17 protein-coding genes are annotated in these 17,178 nt (G+C 65.7%); 7 read left to right on the forward strand and 10 right to left on the reverse strand.

Annotation, left to right across the window (positions count from 1 at the left end):
• The first annotated feature begins 34 nt into the window (after positions 1 to 34).
• Positions 35 to 1,927, forward strand: coding sequence for an alkaline phosphatase family protein (locus tag PVZ77_RS06275; protein WP_273805953.1), 1,893 nt, complete (start codon positions 35 to 37; stop codon positions 1,925 to 1,927).
• An 18-nt stretch (positions 1,928 to 1,945) separates the two neighbouring features.
• Here the strand turns inward: PVZ77_RS06275 and PVZ77_RS06280 are convergent, their stop codons facing one another.
• The 8 genes from PVZ77_RS06280 to PVZ77_RS06315 all read right to left on the reverse strand — a co-directional run bounded on the left by PVZ77_RS06280 (position 1,946) and on the right by PVZ77_RS06315 (position 9,908).
• Positions 1,946 to 2,368: an FUSC family protein gene (locus PVZ77_RS06280; protein ID WP_273805954.1), complete on the reverse strand. Its 423-nt coding sequence runs from the start codon at positions 2,366 to 2,368 to the stop codon at positions 1,946 to 1,948.
• Positions 2,365 to 3,051 (reverse strand): FUSC family protein, encoded by a 687-nt coding sequence (locus PVZ77_RS06285; RefSeq protein WP_273805955.1) that lies wholly within the window; start codon positions 3,049 to 3,051, stop codon positions 2,365 to 2,367. The genes PVZ77_RS06280 and PVZ77_RS06285 overlap by 4 nt, the downstream gene beginning before the upstream one ends.
• Before the next feature lie 206 nt (positions 3,052 to 3,257).
• Complete coding sequence (locus tag PVZ77_RS06290) at positions 3,258 to 4,502, reverse strand: NAD(P)/FAD-dependent oxidoreductase (protein ID WP_273805956.1); 1,245 nt, start codon at positions 4,500 to 4,502, stop codon at positions 3,258 to 3,260.
• A gap of 53 nt (positions 4,503 to 4,555) precedes the next feature.
• Positions 4,556 to 5,797, reverse strand: a complete 1,242-nt coding sequence (locus PVZ77_RS06295) for a zinc-dependent alcohol dehydrogenase (RefSeq protein ID WP_158891227.1) — start codon at positions 5,795 to 5,797, stop codon at positions 4,556 to 4,558.
• A gap of 153 nt (positions 5,798 to 5,950) precedes the next feature.
• Positions 5,951 to 6,727, reverse strand: coding sequence for an NYN domain-containing protein (locus PVZ77_RS06300; protein WP_273805957.1), 777 nt, complete (start codon positions 6,725 to 6,727; stop codon positions 5,951 to 5,953).
• A 12-nt stretch (positions 6,728 to 6,739) separates the two neighbouring features.
• Positions 6,740 to 7,666 (reverse strand): histone deacetylase family protein, encoded by a 927-nt coding sequence (locus PVZ77_RS06305; RefSeq protein WP_273805958.1) that lies wholly within the window; start codon positions 7,664 to 7,666, stop codon positions 6,740 to 6,742.
• Positions 7,663 to 8,295: an exopolysaccharide biosynthesis protein gene (locus tag PVZ77_RS06310; RefSeq protein ID WP_273805959.1), complete on the reverse strand. Its 633-nt coding sequence runs from the start codon at positions 8,293 to 8,295 to the stop codon at positions 7,663 to 7,665. The genes PVZ77_RS06305 and PVZ77_RS06310 overlap by 4 nt, the downstream gene beginning before the upstream one ends.
• Entirely contained in the window at positions 8,292 to 9,908 is a 1,617-nt protein-coding gene (locus PVZ77_RS06315; RefSeq protein ID WP_273805960.1) for a histidine kinase famiy protein, read from the reverse strand. The genes PVZ77_RS06310 and PVZ77_RS06315 overlap by 4 nt, the downstream gene beginning before the upstream one ends.
• A gap of 171 nt (positions 9,909 to 10,079) precedes the next feature.
• Here PVZ77_RS06315 and tesB point away from each other — a divergent pair, with 171 nt between their 5' ends.
• From tesB to PVZ77_RS06330, 3 genes are all read left to right on the forward strand, one after another.
• Entirely contained in the window at positions 10,080 to 10,955 is an 876-nt protein-coding gene (tesB, locus tag PVZ77_RS06320; RefSeq protein WP_273805961.1) for an acyl-CoA thioesterase II, read from the forward strand.
• A gap of 97 nt (positions 10,956 to 11,052) precedes the next feature.
• A complete protein-coding gene (locus PVZ77_RS06325) occupies positions 11,053 to 12,501 on the forward strand; it encodes an ATPase domain-containing protein (RefSeq protein WP_273805962.1) in 1,449 nt (482 codons plus the stop codon).
• Positions 12,502 to 12,526: 25 nt separating this feature from the next.
• Positions 12,527 to 12,895: a response regulator gene (locus PVZ77_RS06330; protein WP_273805963.1), complete on the forward strand. Its 369-nt coding sequence runs from the start codon at positions 12,527 to 12,529 to the stop codon at positions 12,893 to 12,895.
• An 80-nt stretch (positions 12,896 to 12,975) separates the two neighbouring features.
• Here the strand turns inward: PVZ77_RS06330 and PVZ77_RS06335 are convergent, their stop codons facing one another.
• Positions 12,976 to 13,227 (reverse strand): CsbD family protein, encoded by a 252-nt coding sequence (locus PVZ77_RS06335; RefSeq protein ID WP_017642209.1) that lies wholly within the window; start codon positions 13,225 to 13,227, stop codon positions 12,976 to 12,978.
• Positions 13,228 to 13,363: 136 nt separating this feature from the next.
• Here PVZ77_RS06335 and PVZ77_RS06340 point away from each other — a divergent pair, with 136 nt between their 5' ends.
• The 3 genes from PVZ77_RS06340 to cadR all read left to right on the forward strand — a co-directional run bounded on the left by PVZ77_RS06340 (position 13,364) and on the right by cadR (position 15,808).
• Positions 13,364 to 14,767, forward strand: coding sequence for a hypothetical protein (locus tag PVZ77_RS06340; protein ID WP_273805964.1), 1,404 nt, complete (start codon positions 13,364 to 13,366; stop codon positions 14,765 to 14,767).
• 169 nt (positions 14,768 to 14,936) lie between these two features.
• A complete protein-coding gene (locus PVZ77_RS06345; RefSeq protein WP_133861123.1) occupies positions 14,937 to 15,116 on the forward strand; it encodes a hypothetical protein in 180 nt (59 codons plus the stop codon).
• A gap of 221 nt (positions 15,117 to 15,337) precedes the next feature.
• Entirely contained in the window at positions 15,338 to 15,808 is a 471-nt protein-coding gene (gene cadR / locus PVZ77_RS06350; protein WP_133861122.1) for a Cd(II)/Pb(II)-responsive transcriptional regulator, read from the forward strand.
• A gap of 7 nt (positions 15,809 to 15,815) precedes the next feature.
• Here the strand turns inward: cadR and rimO are convergent, their stop codons facing one another.
• Complete coding sequence (gene rimO / locus PVZ77_RS06355) at positions 15,816 to 17,141, reverse strand: 30S ribosomal protein S12 methylthiotransferase RimO (protein ID WP_273806323.1); 1,326 nt, start codon at positions 17,139 to 17,141, stop codon at positions 15,816 to 15,818.
• Positions 17,142 to 17,178: the final 37 nt, after the last annotated feature.

Raw genomic sequence — 17,178 nt, forward strand, 5'->3', positions numbered from 1 at the left:
CATAGTGGTCAGTTCCGTGGCCACAGGAGACCCCATGAGCGCTACCCCTACCTTGCCCCCGGTCCTGGCCGGCCCGCTGCTGCGGCGCACCGAGGCCTCCCGGTTGCTGCTCTGGCTGGTGACCACCACGGCCGAGGCGCCTGTCCCACGGCTATGGCAGGGCGAGGTCGAGCTCGGGGCTCGGGCCGAGGTGCGGTGCCTGCGCCTGGGCGAGCACGCCTATCTGCAACTGATCGATGTCCGGCCGGACGCCGCGTTGCCGGTCGACGCCTTCATCCAGTACGACGTGCGGCTGGCCGCAGGCGGGATTCGCGATTGGGCGCCGCACCTGCTCTCCACGGAGAGCGAGCTGCCACGCTTCGTGCTGCGCGCGCGTTTCGATCACCTGCTTCACGGCTCCTGCCGCAAGCCTCATCACGCCTCGGCCGATGGCCTGATCGCAGTGGATCGCCTGCTGCAGGCCTGCACGATCCCCGAAGAGCGGCCCGCGGCCCTGCTGCTCACCGGCGATCAGGTCTATGCCGACGATGTCGCCGGGCCGATGCTGTTGGCGGTGCAGGCGCTGATCCGCCGCGTCGGCCTCCATGGCGAGTACCTCGAAGGCGCGGTGGTGGCGGACAGCGACGCCCTGATGGCCCATCCGGCCAACCTCTATCACCGCGAAGACCTGCTGCCGGCGTTCAAGTCCAACCGGGCGCTGCGCGAGAAATTCTTTGGCGGGGTGGAGAAGCCGATCTTCACCTCCACCAACGCGCACAATCACCTGGTGACCCTGAGCGAGGTGCTGGCGCTCTATCTGCTCTGCTGGTCGCCGACGCCCTGGACCCTGATCGAGGTCGTGCCGCCGGCGCTGGACGCCAAGGACAGTGAGCGTTACGCCGCCGAATCGCGCTGCATCGACGGCTTCGTCGCGACCCTGCCCCAGGCGGCACGAGCCCTGGCCGGGGTACCGACGCTGATGATCTTCGACGACCACGACGTCACCGACGACTGGAATCTGTCGGCCCGCTGGGAAGAGACCGCCTACGGTCACCCCTTTTCCCGGCGCATCCTCGGCAATGCGCTGCTGGCCTACCTGCTCTGCCAGGCCTGGGGCAACGCTCCGGAAGCGGTCGCCGAACCCCTCGCGGTCACCGCCCGCCTGCTGGACACGGCGGGCGGCGACGGCATGCTGGATTGCCCGGTGCAGAACAGCTGCATCGACGATCTGCTGCGCTTCCAGGGGTGGCACTATGTGCTCAAGACCGACCCGCCGCTGATCGTGCTGGACACCCGCACCCGCCGCTGGCGCAGCGAAAGACGCCTGGAGCATCCGTCGGGCCTGATGGACTGGGAAGCCCTCTGCGAATTGCAGCAGGACCTGCTGGACCATCCCTCGGCGGTGATCGTCTCGGCCGCGCCCATGTTCGGCGTCAAGCTGATCGAGGCGGTGCAGCGTATCTTCACCTGGTTCGGCCAGCCGCTGATGGTGGACGCCGAGAACTGGATGGCCCACCCCGGTGCGGCCAGGACCATGCTCAACATCTTTCGGCACCGGCGCACCCCGGGCAACTACGTGGTGCTCTCCGGCGACGTGCACTATTCCTTCGTCTACGACATCCGCATCCGTGACCGACGGGGCGAGCCGCGGCTCTGGCAGATCACCAGCAGCGGCATCAAGAACGAATTTCCGCCACGCCTGCTGGCGACCCTGGACCGACTCAATCGCTGGCTCTATGCGCCCTGGTCGCCGCTCAACGGCTTCACCAAGCGCCGCCGCTGGGAACTGCAGCCACGCCTGCCGGATCGGCGCGAGGCCGGCGAGCGGCTGTGGAACGGCGCCGGTATCGGCCAGGTGCTGCTGGATGAGGAAGGGCGGCCGGCGGTGATCCGCCAGCACAATGCCGATGGCTCGCCGGCCACCGAGTTCGTCGAGCGCCCGGCCTGAGCTCAGCGCGGCCGCTTGCTAGGTTCTCGAGGCTGACAGGCGTCTGATCAGCCAGGTCGAGATCCAGTACACCGGCTCCAGCACCAGAAAACCCAGCAGGATACCGCCCAGCCGCGCCATGCCCGCCACCGGGTCGATATGGTCATAGTGGTCAGGCACCATCATCACCAGAAACGCCAGCGCGAACTGCATGCCGAGATAGCCGATACCCAGTGGGCCGTTCTCGAGGTGTCTGCCGATCAGCACGCCGAGCGTGACGCCCGCCAGCGTCAGCCAGAGACTGTCCTGGCTGACCAGCAGCAGAATGGCCGCCAGGCCGCCGCCGAGCAGGCAGCCGAGCATTCGATGCAACAGCCTTCTGGAGACCGCCTTGCCGGCGCTGCTCAGGCCGTCGAAGGGAACGACCATGACCGCCAGGATGGTGATGGCGGCCTGGCTCATGTCCACCTCGATCTTCCCCGTCGCGCCCAACGCCAGGGCCAGCCCCCCTGCAGCGCATGGCGCAATGCCAGCGGCTGCCAGACACCCAGGGTGCGCGACGGTTGGGCTACCGTGGCTGGTGCCTTGGGCCATAAGCGGGCACGGACGCCGTAGGTGGAAAGCGCGCTCACCACTACGCAGGCCGAGGTGCCGAGCGCCACTTCCAACAGGCGCGACAGGGCGTATTGCTCGAGCTGATCGGGCGCCTGGAGGCTCGTCAGGACCACCATGGCGTAGGTGAGGCCGCCCAGCAACCAGGCGTAGCCATAGCGGCCCACCAGTGTCAGATAGAGGGTGATGCTGCCCACGGTGCCCAGCAGTAGAGCCTGCTCGTAGGGGTTCAGCTGCAGGTGACGCAGGACCAGCAAGGCGCCGGCGGCACCGATACAGGTACCCAGCACCCGCAGGCAGCCGCGCGCGAAGCTGTCGCGGACATCTGACCTCATCACGATATAGCCGCTGAAAGCCGCCCAGCCGACATGCTGAACCCCGGCCACATGGCCGAGCAGGATCGCCAGCAAGACCGAGGTCAGGGTTTCCAGTTCGTCGACCAGACGGCGATGGTCGCGGCCGAACTGGCGGAGATCTCCCGCCAGATCGCGCAACAACTGCCTGAATTCCGACAACGCCTGGGAAGGTGGCATGGATCCATGATGATTGCCGTGGTCTCGGCCTAGACTACCGCGCCTGATCGTCCGGCATCAAAGCAGGCTTTAGCTGGGCAGGAGGCGCGATGACCAAACGCAAAGGTGGCCTGCGAAGCTACGGTCAGAGGAAGCGGACCGGGGCGCCAGCGGTCAGGCTCCAGCTCTGGTGTCCGAGCGGGAGCGGCGCATCGCGACGGGGCCGCTCAGGCCGACCTGCCGCCAGCGGCCAGCCAGCGCAGCACGCCCCGGCCCGCTGCGCGGCCGCTGGCGAAGCAGGCCGTGAGCAGATAGCCACCGGTGGGCGCTTCCCAGTCGAGCATCTCGCCGGCGCAGAACACGCCAGGCAATTGCCGGAACATCAGGCCCTCGTCCAGGGCTTCCAGGGGCACGCCGCCCGCGCTGCTGATGGCTTCCGCCAGGGGGCGGGGTCTGACCACGGTGAGGGGCAGGGCCTTGCAGGCCTGGGCCAGCCGAGCCATGTCCTGGAACGTTTCCGGCGGGGCCAGCTCGCGAAGCAGGGCGGCCCGGGCGCCGTCGATCCCGGCGTGACGCCGCAGGTGATTGGCGAGGGACTGGCTGCCGCGTGGCTTGGCGAGTGCCCGGCCGAGTTCGGCAAGGTCGCGCTGGGGTGCCAGATCCAGGGTCAGGGTTGCCTGGCCGTCGCGTTCGATGGCCGAGCGGATCTCTGCGGACAGCGCATAGACCAGGCTGCCCTCGATGCCGGTCTCGGTAAGGACGAATTCGCCCTGGCGCGGCGGTTGGCCGGGCAGGGCCAGGGCGGCGGGCTTTACTGGCGCGCCGGCATGACGAGTCCTGAGGAAGTCGCTCCAGCCGGCCACCTCGAAACCACAGTTGGCTGGTTCCAGCGGTCGCAGTGTGACGCCACGTTCGGCCAGCAAGGCCTGCCAGGCACCGTCCGAGCCCAGGCGCGGCCAACTGCCGCCGCCCAACGCCAGCACACAGGCCTGGGGCCGCAAGAGACGCTCGCCCTCCGGGGTCGCCAGGCGCAGTCGGTTCTCGGCGTCCCAGCCCAGCCAGCGGCTGCGGGTATGGATGCGCACGCCCTGGTCGCGCAGCCGATGCAGCCAGGCACGCAGCAGGGGCGCGGCCTTCATGTCGGCGGGAAATACCCGACCCGAGGTACCGACGAAGGTCTCGATGCCCAGCTCATGGATCCAGGCGCGCAGGGCATCGCTGTCGAAGGCATCGAGCCAGGTGCTGACGTCGCCTTCGCGCTCGCGATAGCGCCGGCGGAAGGTGGCCTGCTCTTCGGCATGGGTGATGTTCATGCCGCCCACGCCGGCGAGCAAAAACTTGCGGCCAACGGAGGGCATGGCGTCGAAGAGGTCTACGGAGATGCCGGCGGCGGCCAAGGTCTCGGCCGCCATCAACCCGGCGGGGCCACCCCCGATGACAACGACGGCAGGGGTGGCGGGGGAGAGAGACATGGCGGCATCCAGGAGCTACGGAAAGCCGCCATTGTACGCGAGGTGCTAGGCTCTTAGACCACGCCAGCCTGACCCAGGGGTGCCGCCAGGGGTTCTTCCAGGCGCTCCGGAATCAGCGGTTCACTGCGCCCGGGCGTGAGGATCACCTTGCGGCAGTCCTCCTGCTTCTTGTCGAAGATCTTGTAGCCCTCGACCGCCTGCTCCAGGGACATCCGGTGGGTAATGATCGCCTCGGGAGCGAGATCGCCGCGCTCGATGTGTTCGAGCAGTTCCGGCAGGTAGCGCTGCACGTGGGTCTGGCCCATCTTGAAGGTCAGGCCCTTGTCGAAGGCGTCGCCGAACAGGAAGCCATGGATGAAGCCGGCATACACACCCGGGACACTCACGGTGCCGCCGCGTCGTACCGCAGCGATGCACTGACGCAGGGCCTTGCCGCTGCTGCCTTCCAGCTTGAGGTTGGCGAGGATGGTCTCGGTGGTGCTGCCCTTGGCCTCGAAGCCCACCGCATCGACCACGCCGTCTACACCGCGCTTGCCGGGCGTCTGCTCGATGATGGTCGCCGCCGGATCGTCGTCTTCGTCGAAATTGATCGGGATGACGCCATAGGTCTGCTGCGCATAGGCCAGGCGATAGGGGTGGTGGTCGACCATGAAGATGCGCTCGGCACCCAGCATCCGCGCGCAGGCGGCGGACAGTAGGCCGACCGGTCCGGCGCCATAGATGGCGATGCTGGAGCCCTGACCGATGCCGGTGTTGAGTACCGCCTGCCAGGCGGTGGGCAGGATGTCGGACAGGAACAGTACCTTCTCGTCGGCCAGGGTGCCGGGTACCTTGAAGGGGCCGGTGTTGGCCTTGGGTACGCGCACGTATTCGGCCTGGCCACCGGGCACGCCGCCATAGAGATGGCTGAAGCCGAACAGCGCCGCGCCCGGCGGGATCTGCTTCTTGTTGAGGATGGCGCCACGACCGGTATTGGTGGTCTCACAGGCGGCATAGAGATCCTGGTTGCAGAAGAAGCAGCTGCCACAGGCGATGACGAAGGGGATCACCACCCGATCGCCTTTCTGCACGGCCGTGACCGCCGAACCGGTTTCCTCGACGATGCCCATGAATTCGTGGCCGAAGATATCTCCGTGCTCCACGGTGGGAATCTTGCCGCGATAGAGGTGCAGATCCGAGCCGCAGATGGCCGTGGCGGTCACCCGCAGGACGATGTCGTCAGCGTCCTGGATGGTCGGATCAGGCACGGTATCGACGCGTACATCGTGGGCACCGTGGTAGGTCAAGGCTCGCATGGCGGTCTCCGTAGGCTGCATTAACCTAGGGTGGAGGCCGCCGCCCGCCGAGCGGTTCCGCGACGTCTGACCGGTGGTATGGCGACCTGATGGCGACCGATCGCGACTTTTCACCGTCATCGCCCGGGCCAGAGCCGGGCAGGCGCAGCGGCGTCAGCGGTTGCGGATATAGACGGCCTTGCCCGCGCTGCCATCGGCGGGGTCGCGCTCCTGCACCTCGAACCGATCGCCATGGGCCTTGACCAGGCCGCTGAATTTGCGATGCCCATAGAGGCGGGCGTCGAAATCCGGACGCACCTTGCCCAGGTTGGTGCCGACCAGGCCCAGATTGGCCCAGCCGCCTTCGTCGGAGGCGTCTTCCACCGCCTGTTCGATGAGCTTGAGGATGGTGCTCAGCTTGGGCTTGCCGCGGTTGGTGGTAGCCGGCTTGTCGGTGGTGCTGGTGGCTTCCCGCGGCTCTTCCCGCGGCTTGGACCTGAGGATCTCGGTGTAGATGAATCTGTCGCAGGCCGAGACGAAGGGGTCCGGGGTCTTTTCTTCGCCGAAGCCATAGACTGTCAGTCCTTCCTCGCGCAGCCGCGCCGCCAGGCGGGTGAAGTCGCTGTCGCTGGAAACCAGGCAGAAACCGTCGAAGCGACGGGTGTAGAGCAGGTCCATGGCATCGATGATCAGGGCGCTGTCGGTGGCATTCTTGCCTTTGGTGTAGCCGAATTGCTGCACCGGCTGGATGGAATGGTCGAGCAGCACCTTCTTCCAGCTGTTCAGCTGGGGCTGGGTCCAGTCGCCATAGATGCGTTTGACGCTGGCCACGCCGAAGCGCGCGATCTCGGCCATGAGACCGTCGACGATGGCAGCTGGCGCGTTGTCGGCATCGATCAGTACTGCCAGGCGCGCCTGGCTGGATTCAGAGGTCTTGACGGTCTTGCTCATGAAAACTCCTGTTCAGGTCAGGCCCAGTTCCTGCCAGACCTGGGTCGCGGTGTGATGGAGGATGCCGTGCCGGCGGGCCAGGGCCAGGCGATCGGCGGAATAGCCGCCGCCGATCACCCCTACGACCGGTATATCCGCCGCCAGGCAGCGTCGCAAGACGAAACCGTCCCGGGCGGCGAGACCGGCATCGGTCAGGTCCAGATAGCCCAGGGCGTCATCTCGGTGGACGTCGACGCCGGCGTCGTAGAGCACCACGTCGGGCTGATGAAGGGGCAGCAGGTAGCCCAGGGCCTCGTCGAGGACCTGGAGATAGCCGGCGTCGTCCAGGCCGCGGGGCAAGGGGATGTCCCAGTCGCTCTGTGCCTTGCGCGCCGGATAGTTGGTGGCGCAGTGCAGCGAGACGGTGACGGCGTCCGGCACCCCGGCGAGGATGCGTGCCGTGCCATCGCCCTGGTGGACGTCGCAGTCCAGGATCAGCACCCGCCCGGCGCGCCCGCTTTCCAGCAGCGACAGCGACAGGATCGCCAGATCGTTGAAGATGCAGAAGCCGGCCGGATAGTCGTGGTGCGCATGATGGGTACCCCCGGCGAGGTGACAGGCCAGGCCATGGCGCAGTGCCAGCTCCAGGGTGAGCAGGGAGCCGCCCACGGCGCGGATGGTGCGGCGCACCAGGGCTTCGTTCCACGGCAGGCCCAGCTGGCGCTGCAGCGGCGGCGCCAGCTCGCCGGCCTGGAAGGCGCGGATGTAGGCGGGCGCATGGGCCAGCGCCAGCACCTCGTCCGGGCAGAGTTCGGGGCGCTGCCAGTTGTCCGTGCCGAGGATGCCGCTGGCGCTCAGGTGCTCGTGCAGCAGGCGGAATTTCTCCATCGGAAAGCGATGGCCCGCGGGGAAGGGCGGACTGTAGTCCTCGTGGTAGACCAGCGGCAGTCGCGTGCTCAAAACACCAGGAGCTCCAGGATGAACCAGAGGATGCCGGTACAGAAACCCAGTGCCAGAAGGAACAGCAGGCCATCGCGGGCGATCAGCGACAGGGCGAAGGAGGTCAATGCCAGTCCCGCCGTGGTGTTGGCGAAGGGCACCAGATCCAGCACCGGCATGGTCGCGGCGATCAGGATGCACAGCAGGGCGGTGACGAAGTGCGCCGGACGCGAGGTGAGCACCCGCAGTCGCGACTTGACCACCTTGTCCACCCAGCGCGCCGGCCTCTGCAGCAGCCGCAGCGACTTGCGCAGCTTGCCGCGCGAAACCGAGCGCTGCAGCACCCAGCGCGGCAGCCAGAAGTGATCCCGGCCGAGCAGCAGCTGGCCGCTCACCAGCATCACGAAGACGGCAATGGCGGTGGCGATACCGGGAATGCCAGTCAGCGGCGAGATCGCCAGCACCCCCGGCAAGAGAATCATGGGGCCGAAGGAGCGGCTGCCGATGGCATCGATCAGGTGCTGCACCGAGACCTGGTTCGGGCTGTTGCCGACCCGCTCCAGGCAGGCCAGAAAGCTCTGGAGGTCCACCGGGCCATTCTGCCCGGTGTCGCAGCTGGCGGGCTCGTGCTCCAGGGCCTCGTCCTTCATGGCTGGCCGCTGTCCAGCATGCGACGGATCCAGCGGGTCAGGTCCTGGCGACCATAGGGCTTGTTGAGAATCGGAAAGCGTTCGCCGTTGCCTTCTTCGAGTTCCAGCGCGTTGTTGGCATAACCCGTGGTCAGCAGGATGCGCAACTCGGGCTGTCGCCGCTGGGCCTCCTTGGCCAGCATCACGCCATTCATGCCGCCCGGCATGATGAGATCGCTGAACAACAGATCGACAGCGGGTTCGCGGGCAAGGATATCCAGCGCCTGCTGGCCATTGTGGGCGACCAGCACCTGGTAGCCGGTCTCCTCCAGGATGGCCTGGGCCAGTGCCGCCACGTCCGGTCTGTCATCCACCACCAGGATGGTCTCGGAGCCACCGCCGTCCTCGTGCGGGGTCGGCAGGGGCGTCGGGTGCTCGCGCGCCTCCTCTTCGGAAACCGGGAAGTAGAGGCGCACCGAGGTACCTATGCCTACCTCGGAATAGAGCCTGACCAGACCGCCCGACTGCTTGAGAAAGCCATAGACCATGGACAGGCCCAGACCGCTGCCCTGGCCTTCGTCGCGGGTGGTGAAGAAGGGGTCCAAGGCGCGCCCGAGCACATCGGTGGACATGCCGCTGCCGGTGTCGGTCAGGGCGATGCAGACATAATGCCCCTGGGCCAGGCCACCGTGGGCCAGGTCCTGGCCATTGACCTCGACGTTGAGGGTTTCCAGGGTCAGGGTGCCGGCGCCTCGCTCCTGCATGGCCAGGCGGGCGTTGTCGACGATATTGAGCAGCGCCGTTTCCAGCTGGATCGGATCGAGACGGCAGTTCCACAACGCCGGTGCCGGGCGGAAGACAAAGCGGAAGGGCCCTCCCAGCGCCTGGGCCAGGCGCCCCTGGCGGGCATTGATGAGCTTGTTCAGGTCCACCGCGCGCCCGGTCAGGCGTTGCTTGCGAGCAAAGGCCAGCAGCTGCTGGGTCAGGGTCGCCGCCCGATTCACCGCGTCGCGGGTGTTCTCGACATGGCGCTTGGCCTTGTCCTTGTCCAGTTCCGGACGGTCCAGGTTGATCCTCAGGATATCCAGGTAGCCGACCATCACCTGCAGCAGGTTGTTGAAGTCGTGGGCGATGCCACCGGTGAGTTGGCCCAGGGCTTCCATCTTCTGCGCCTGGCGCAGGGCGTCTTCGGCATCGCGCCGACGGGAGACATCCAGCTGCGAGGCGAAGTAGTAGCGCAGCTGGCCCTCGTGATCGAACACCGGCGAGATGAACAGCGCATTCCAGAAGGTCGAGCCGTCCTTGCGGTAGTTCAGCAGCTCGACGTCGCAATCGCGCTGTTCGCGTACGGCATTGCGGATTTCGGCGATGTGCTCCGGGCGGGTGTCGGGCCCTTGCAGGAAGCGGCAATTGCGCCCCATCACCTCGTCCAGGGCATAGCCGGTGGTCCGCAGGAAGGACTCGTTGGCGAAGATGATCGGATTATCCGGCTGGTGCGGATCTGTCACGATCATCGGCATCCGGGTCTTCTTCACGGCGGCAAAGAAGATGTCGTCGTGTCCGAGGCCCTTGCCCAGCTCCGCGATCTGCGCTGCGGAAGGGTGGGGAGACGAAGCATTGGCGGTTTCGGTCATGGAGAGGAAGCCTGCGAGCGGACAGCGATACCTTCATTGTGACCGCTTATGCGGCCACACGCTCCACCAGTTATCGTCATACGATGAGCAAAGTGTCTGAAAGCAAGGCGAACGCGCAGGATTTGACCGGTTTTGCGTATGATGATCACTCTCTGTCAAGGAACCCTCCCCATGAGCAAGGTGCTGGACAACCTGGTCGATCTGCTGACCCTCGAATCCCTGGCCCCCGATCTGTATCGCGGCGGCAGTCAGGATCTCGGCTTCCCGCAGCTCTTTGGTGGACAGGTGCTGGGGCAGGCCCTGTCGGCGGCCAGTCAGACCGTGCCGGTGGAGCGCCGCGTGCACTCCCTGCACGGCTACTTCCTGCGCGCCGGTTCTGCGGTCGAGCCGGTGACCTACCAGGTGGATCGCATCCGCGATGGCGGCAGCTTTTCCACCCGCCGGGTCACGGCCTTCCAGGGTGAGCAGCCGATCTTCTTCTGCAGCGCCTCCTTCCATGTCGAGGAGCCTGGCTTCGAGCACCAGACGACCATGCCGGAGGTGCCCGCACCCGAGACCCTGCAGTCGGAGATCGCCCATGCCCAGCGCTATGCCGAGCTGATCCCTGCGCCGCTGCGCGACAAGCTGCTGGGGCCACGGCCGATCGAGATGCGCCCGGTGGTCTTTACCGATCCCTTCAAGCCAGAGCCGACCGAGCCGGTCCGCCATGTCTGGTTCCGCGCCACGGGCGATTTGCCGGACCAGCCGGCGCTGCACCGCTACCTGCTGGCCTATGCCTCGGACTTCAACCTGCTGCCCAGTTCGCTGCTGCCTCATGGCACCAGTTTCTGGGATCGCTCGCTGCAGATCGCCAGCCTCGACCATGCGGTCTGGTTCCACCGCGATTTCCGTCTGGACGACTGGCTGCTCTACGCCATCGACAGTCCCTGGGCCGGCGGCGCGCGTGGCCTGTGCCGCGGCAGCATCTACAATCGCACGGGCCAGCTGGTGGCCTCGGTAGCCCAGGAAGGACTGATTCGCAAACGCGGCCAAGACCAGGCCCTCTAGCTGGCTATTTGGGTAGCACCCTTATAGGCTCTTGCCTGCGAAGCACAGGGCGCTTGTCCAGGCGTCCCAGACACATCATTAGTTTGAGGCATCGTTCTTGAATCGACTCGAGCGCGTCGTAACCGGTATCCAGGGGCTGGATGAGATCTTGAAGGGAGGCCTGGTCGCAGGCGCGTCCTATGTCATCCAGGGCCGTCCGGGCTCCGGCAAATCGATCATGGCCAATCAGATCGCCTTCAACCATGTGCGCGGCGGTGGCCGGGTGCTGTTTGCGACCATGCTGTCGGAAACCCACGAGCGGATGTTCCAGTTCTTTTCCACGCTGGATTTCTTCGACCGCGCCTGCATCGGGGATCAGGTCCAGTACCTGAGCGCCTTCGATACCATGGAAGGCGAGGGGCTGGATGAGGTCGTGCGTCTCCTGCGGCGGGAAATCAGCCGGCAGAAGGCCAGTCTGCTGGTGGTGGATGGTCTGCTCAATGCGCGCTCGCGTGCGGAAACGCCCATCGACACCAAGAAGTTCATCGCCGAGTTGCAGGGGCATGCGGCCTTTGCCGGTTGCACGGTGATCTTTCTCACCAGCGCGCGTCTCGAAGACGGCAGCCCGGAGCACACCATGGTCGATGGCGTGCTGGACCTGCACGAGGAAGAGATCGGCAGTCGCACCATCCGCCGTCTGGCGCTGCGCAAGACTCGCGGCAGCGGCGCGTTGCCGGGCTTCCACGAATTCACCATCTCCGATGCCGGCATCACCGTGTTTCCACGGTTGGAAACGCTCTATCGCGATCCCTCGGAGGGCGCGACCTACCGCATTGGGCACCAGCGCGTGACCAGCGGCGTGGCCTCGCTGGATGCGATGATCGAGAACGGGCTACCGGAAAGCTCGACCACGTTGCTCATGGGGCCCTCGGGTGCCGGCAAGACGTCCATCGCGCTGAATTTCCTGGCCGCCTGCACGCCCGAGGCCCCCGGTCTGATGTTCAGTTTCTATGAACCGCCGGAGCGGCTGCAGCTCAAGGCCGACGCCCTGGGGCTCGATCTGGCCGGCCGTATCGATCAGGGCGCACTGCACATGCACTGGCAGCCCACTACCGAGTTGCGCCTTGATGAAGTGGGTCTGAAGCTGCTCGCGCTGGTCGAGCAGCACGGCATCAAACGGCTGGTGATCGACAGTCTGGGCGCCATTGCCCGCTTCGCGCTGCCACAGGGGCGGCTCATCGAATACTTCAGTGCATTACTGAACGAGCTGCGTACCCAGGGCGTCACAGTTCTAGCTACCTGGGAATTACGGGACATGTTTGGCGCGGATATATCAGCGCCGGCGCCCGAACTTTCCAGCATGGTGGACAATCTGATTTTGCTGCGATTCGTCGAGGCCGAGGCGGAGATCAAGAGAGTTCTGTCCATCCTCAAGGTGCGGGATAGCCTGTATGACCCCTCGCTACGCGAGATGGTGATAGACAACTCGGGAATCGAACTGAAAAAGGCGTTCAAAGACATGGTGAAGGTGCTTTCCGGTTCAGCCATGCCCTCAATACAACCATGATCGCGTCGGCTGGGAGAGTCTCCACATGACGACGATACTGGTAGTCGATGACGAATTTCTGATAGCGGACATCCTGGCCTTCGCGCTTGAAGACGAAGGCTACATGGTGGTCAAGGCGAGCAACGGCCGTCGAGCGCTTGATGTCTTCGATCGAGAACTACCGTCGCTGGTCATCACCGACTTCATGATGCCGGTGATGAATGGCCGTGAGCTGGCGGAAGCGTTGCGCGAACGCCAGGGTCTGCAACACCTGCCCATCATTCTCATGAGCGGGGCCCAGGCACATCTGGCCCAGGAGAGCTCGGAGCTGTTCGATGCCGTGTTCCAGAAGCCGTTCAACATCGGTGAGATCGTGGACGCGGTGCACAGGCACCTGGTAACGCTGGAACGTTAATGGGCTCCACAGCAAAAAGGCCTGTCTAGACAGGCCTTTTTGCTGTGGAGCTGGCGCAGTGGCCAGCCCGGCGTCTCCGATCAGGAGCGCGAAAGCAGTACGCCCAGCACGAAACCGACACCGCCAGCGATGGCCAGGGCAGTGAAGGGCTTGTCGGCGGTCACATTGCGCGCGCAGTCGATGGCCTGGCCATATTGCTCTTGCAGCTTGCCTTCCAGTTGACGGGCCTTGCCCTCGGCTTGCCAGTCGGCATTGCCGGTCGCTGCGCCGAAACTGTCCTGGACCTTGCCGGTAGCGTCCTTGGCATTGCCTATGATCTGATCGGTATTCATAAATGCACCTCGTGTGGGGAAACGGGGGAGGTCATGCCAAGCGGCATGCTTCCTTTATTGATCCGCGCCAGACGCATTTCGTTCAGGTCAATTTGCTGTTCGCGACATCTTTCGCGGTTCCCTGTCGAGAGGATTCATGATCTCCAGCCGTCTTTCCGCCCTTTGCCTGCTGTCGCTACTGGCTGGCTGCAGCACTCAGCAGCCGCCGGTCGAGCCTCCGACCAGTGCCGATGACCTCTTCGCTCGTCCGGTCATCGCCGAAAGCGTTCTGCGCGAGGATTCACGCCTGCAGCTGGCGCTCGCCCTGGCAGAGGACGGTTTCGCCATGGTGTCGCTGGATTGCGCGGCCGACCAGGCTGAACTGCTCTACCTCGATGGTGCTCAGCGGGTCTATCCCGGACGGGTGAATGCCTATGCCGCGCCCCTGCCGCTGAGCGCCGCCAAGGTTGCGACGCTCAAGCAGCGTCCCGATGTGGCGGCGCTCTGCGCCCAGCCAGCCAACACCGACTGGCGCGCCCTCGCCAGTGGCCCCGGCGGTGACACCCTGGTGATCGACCGCAACAGCCTGGTGGATGCCAACGGAGTACGCCGCTTCTGGGGCGGTCAGCAACTGGCCGTCGCGGTGCAGACGCCGCGCTACGGCGCCCCGGTGCGTCAGTGGCGCGAGTCCCTGGCCGCCGATTGCACGGCGCGTCGTTACCTGCTGCTGGCGCGCTACGGCCTGGACGACCGCGGGCGGGTAACCGACAGCCAGTTGGGCGCCCAGGGCCAGGAGGCCTTCACGGCGGCGCCGATCGAGCGGCGTACGCTGTTGGAAGCCGCCTGTGATCGTCGGGATGCCTTGCTGGCCACGCCACGCCTGGATGGGGTCAAGGCTGCCGCCGCCGCACCGGCCGCACCGCCGCCGCCCGGCGAATTGCCCACGCCGCAGGCACAGCCCCTGCAGGTGCTGAAGGCGCAGGCGCTACCCGCGCCGCGCCTGGCCGTCCAGCGCTTCGTGGAGGAGGGCGAAAGTCGCTACGAAGGCCAGACCCATGCCTATCGCGAAGAGGTGCAGGTTAGCCCCGGCCCTCAGCCCGGACTGCTGCGCTTCAGTGCCCAGGGCAAGACCGCCCGGGTCGATTCGCTCAACTGGCGCGGGCTGATCGATCTGGTACGCCGTACCCGTATCGACAACGGCAATCTGCCGGTGGAAGAAGTGGCCAGCCTGGACCAGCTGAGCTTCAGCGGCGACTGGCGCGCCCTCGCCGTGGGCAGCCAGGTCGGCTATCAGGCGCGGCAATCCCTGACCGGCAATCTCAAAGGCACCGAGCAGCGCGAAATCAGGCTGTCCTGCAAGGTGGTGGGCGAAGGCGAGGCACGCAAGGTGCTGGCCAGCCTCAGCGGGCGGGCCAAGACCCTGGAGTGCCAGCATGGGGAGGCGGGAAGCGGACCGCGCAGTCGCTGGACCTACCTGGAAGACTACGGCTTCTTCCAGCTGACCAGCGTCGGCGCCGGCCGCGCCACGGGACTGGAAAAGCACCTGAGGGAGCTGCGATAGCTGGGCTAGAGCCCTTGGGCCAAATTGCCAACGCTCGGAACAGGTGGGAAGTTCCCCAGTGATATTTGCCTTATAGGTAAATATCACTCTCGAAAAGCGCTCTTTTTGGCGAATTAGTACTGGGAGTACGCTGTGTCTATCGAAACAGCACAACCAAGAGGTATTCGCTATGAAAGTCCTGGGTGTCCAAGCCATCGTCGCCGTCCTGTTCCTGGGCCTGCTGTCGGGTACGGCGTCCGCAGCCAGCCGCGACGTATCGAACAAATCGATCCGTGCCAATGCGCAAACGCAATTCCAGTCGGAGCATCCGAATCGGGTCTCCGCGCTTTACCAGAACAACGCCAACTAGGCTGGCTGTTGTCTCGACGCCCCGGCGACCCACTCATCGCCGGGGCGTCGTGCTGTCTGGCCAGCCGCCACAGGTCTCAGCCACTTCCCCGAGCGCAGCGTTTCACCTGCCGCCCCTCCGAGAAAAGCCGCAGTCCAGCACCGTCCCGACCGCCGTGGCCTCTTGCTCCGAAGCGGCCGGCGGCGCAGGCTGGGCGTCCGTCAGCAGAACGAGACAGAGTGATGAAGATCGGCGAATTGGCCAGGCGTACCGATTGCGCGGTCGAGACCATCCGCTACTACGAGCGCGAGGGGCTGCTGAGCCCGGCAGCGCGTAGCAGTAGTAATTACCGCAGCTATGACGACACTCAGGTCGAGCGTCTGGTATTCGTCCGCCATTGCCGTTCGCTGGACATGACACTGGAGGAGATTCGCGCCTTGCTGGCCCTGCGCGACACCAGCGAACCCGGCTGTGCCCAGGTGGATGCCCTGATCGGCGCCCATCTGCATCATGTCGAGGTGCGCATTCGCGAATTGAATCAGCTGCGCGAGCAGCTGGTGACCCTGAGGCGTCACTGCCAGGGAGAGGGCGAGGGTGACCGTTGCGGCATCCTGCGCGAACTTGGTCAGCCGGCGGCGCCGTCAGCGACCACCGCCAGTTGCAGTGCGGCCGGGCACGCCCATGTGCCCGGCACCCACCGTTTGCACGACTAGCTAGGGATCAGAGCGTCTCTGCCCAGAGGTCGTACTCGTCGGCGTCGGTGACCCGGACCCAGACCTTGTCGCCCGGCTTGAGGGGATTGGCGCTGTCGACATAGACGTTGCCGTCGATTTCCGGGGCATCGGCGTAGGAGCGGCCGATGGCGCCTTGCTCGTCCACCTCATCGATCAAGACCTCGATCTCGCGACCGATCTTGAGCTGCAGGCGCGCCGCGGAAATGGCCTGCTGGTGCGCCATGAAGCGCTCCCAGCGCTCCTGCTTGACCTCGTCCGCCACCGGATCCAGGCCCAGTTCGTTGGCGGGTGCGCCCTCGACCGGCGAATACTGGAAGCAGCCGACGCGATCCAGCTGGGCTTCGGTGAGCCAGTCCAGCAGGTACTGGAAATCTTCCTCGGTCTCGCCCGGGAAGCCGACGATGAAGGTGGAGCGGATGGTCAGTTCCGGGCAGATCTCGCGCCAGCGCTTGATGCGCGCCAGGGTCTTGTCCTCGAACGCCGGGCGCTTCATGGACTTGAGCACCTTGGGGCTGGCGTGCTGGAAGGGGATGTCCAGGTAGGGCAGCAGCTTGCCGGCGGCCATCAGCGGAATGACGTCGTCGACATTGGGGTAGGGGTACACATAGTGCAGGCGCACCCAGACGCCCATGCTCGACAGCGCTTCGCACAGTTCCAGCATGCGCGTCTTGACCGGCTGGCCGTTCCAGAAGTCCAGCCGGTACTTGAGGTCGACGCCGTAGGCGCTGGTGTCCTGGGAGATCACCAGCAGCTCCTTGACGCCCGCCTTGACCAGGCGCTCGGCCTCGGACAGCACGTCACCCACCGGGCGGCTGACCAGCTTGCCACGCATGGAGGGGATGATGCAGAAGCTGCAGCTGTGGTTGCAGCCCTCGGAAATCTTCAGGTAGGCGTAGTGGCGCGGCGTCAGCTTGATACCCTGGGGCGGCACCAGGTCGATCAGCGGATTGTGCTCCAGCTGCGGCGGTACCACCTCGTGCACGGCGTTGACCACCTGCTCGTACTGCTGCGGACCGGTCACCGCCAGCACGCTGGGATGCACGCCGCGGATGTTGCCCTCGTCCACGCCCATGCACCCGGTGACGATCACCTTGCCGTTCTCGGCGATGGCCTCGCCGATGGCGTCCAGGGACTCGGCCTTGGCGCTGTCGATGAAGCCGCAGGTGTTGACCACCACCACGTCGGCGTCTTCATAGGTCGGCACGATCTCGTAGCCTTCCATGCGCAGCTGGGTGAGGATGCGTTCGGAGTCGACGGTGGCCTTGGGACAGCCGAGGCTGACGAAACCGACCTTGGGGGCGGACGTTTGGATGGACATGGGCTAACCTCGGCGGGCGCTCAGGAGGCGC

This window comes from Pseudomonas sp. SHLD1 (assembly GCF_028640935.1).
Taxonomy (GTDB): Bacteria; Pseudomonadota; Gammaproteobacteria; order Pseudomonadales; family Pseudomonadaceae; genus Chryseomonas; species Chryseomonas aestiva.

Bases quoted from the DNA above. Each gene is read 5' to 3' on its own strand.
- tesB (WP_273805961.1), top strand. From the start codon at position 10,080: ATGAGCAAGGTGCTGGACAACCTGGTCGATCTGCTGACCCTCGAATCC.
- PVZ77_RS06340 (WP_273805964.1), top strand. From the start codon at position 13,364: ATGATCTCCAGCCGTCTTTCCGCCCTTTGCCTGCTGTCGCTACTGGCT.
- PVZ77_RS06275 (WP_273805953.1), top strand. From the start codon at position 35: ATGAGCGCTACCCCTACCTTGCCCCCGGTCCTGGCCGGCCCGCTGCTG.
- PVZ77_RS06310 (WP_273805959.1), bottom strand. From the start codon at position 8,295: ATGAAGGACGAGGCCCTGGAGCACGAGCCCGCCAGCTGCGACACCGGG.
- cadR (WP_133861122.1), top strand. From the start codon at position 15,338: ATGAAGATCGGCGAATTGGCCAGGCGTACCGATTGCGCGGTCGAGACC.
- PVZ77_RS06300 (WP_273805957.1), bottom strand. From the start codon at position 6,727: ATGAGCAAGACCGTCAAGACCTCTGAATCCAGCCAGGCGCGCCTGGCA.
- PVZ77_RS06285 (WP_273805955.1), bottom strand. From the start codon at position 3,051: ATGCCACCTTCCCAGGCGTTGTCGGAATTCAGGCAGTTGTTGCGCGAT.
- PVZ77_RS06345 (WP_133861123.1), top strand. From the start codon at position 14,937: ATGAAAGTCCTGGGTGTCCAAGCCATCGTCGCCGTCCTGTTCCTGGGC.
- PVZ77_RS06330 (WP_273805963.1), top strand. From the start codon at position 12,527: ATGACGACGATACTGGTAGTCGATGACGAATTTCTGATAGCGGACATC.
- PVZ77_RS06295 (WP_158891227.1), bottom strand. From the start codon at position 5,797: ATGCGAGCCTTGACCTACCACGGTGCCCACGATGTACGCGTCGATACC.
- PVZ77_RS06280 (WP_273805954.1), bottom strand. From the start codon at position 2,368: ATGAGCCAGGCCGCCATCACCATCCTGGCGGTCATGGTCGTTCCCTTC.
- PVZ77_RS06290 (WP_273805956.1), bottom strand. From the start codon at position 4,502: ATGTCTCTCTCCCCCGCCACCCCTGCCGTCGTTGTCATCGGGGGTGGC.
- PVZ77_RS06335 (WP_017642209.1), bottom strand. From the start codon at position 13,227: ATGAATACCGATCAGATCATAGGCAATGCCAAGGACGCTACCGGCAAG.
- PVZ77_RS06315 (WP_273805960.1), bottom strand. From the start codon at position 9,908: ATGACCGAAACCGCCAATGCTTCGTCTCCCCACCCTTCCGCAGCGCAG.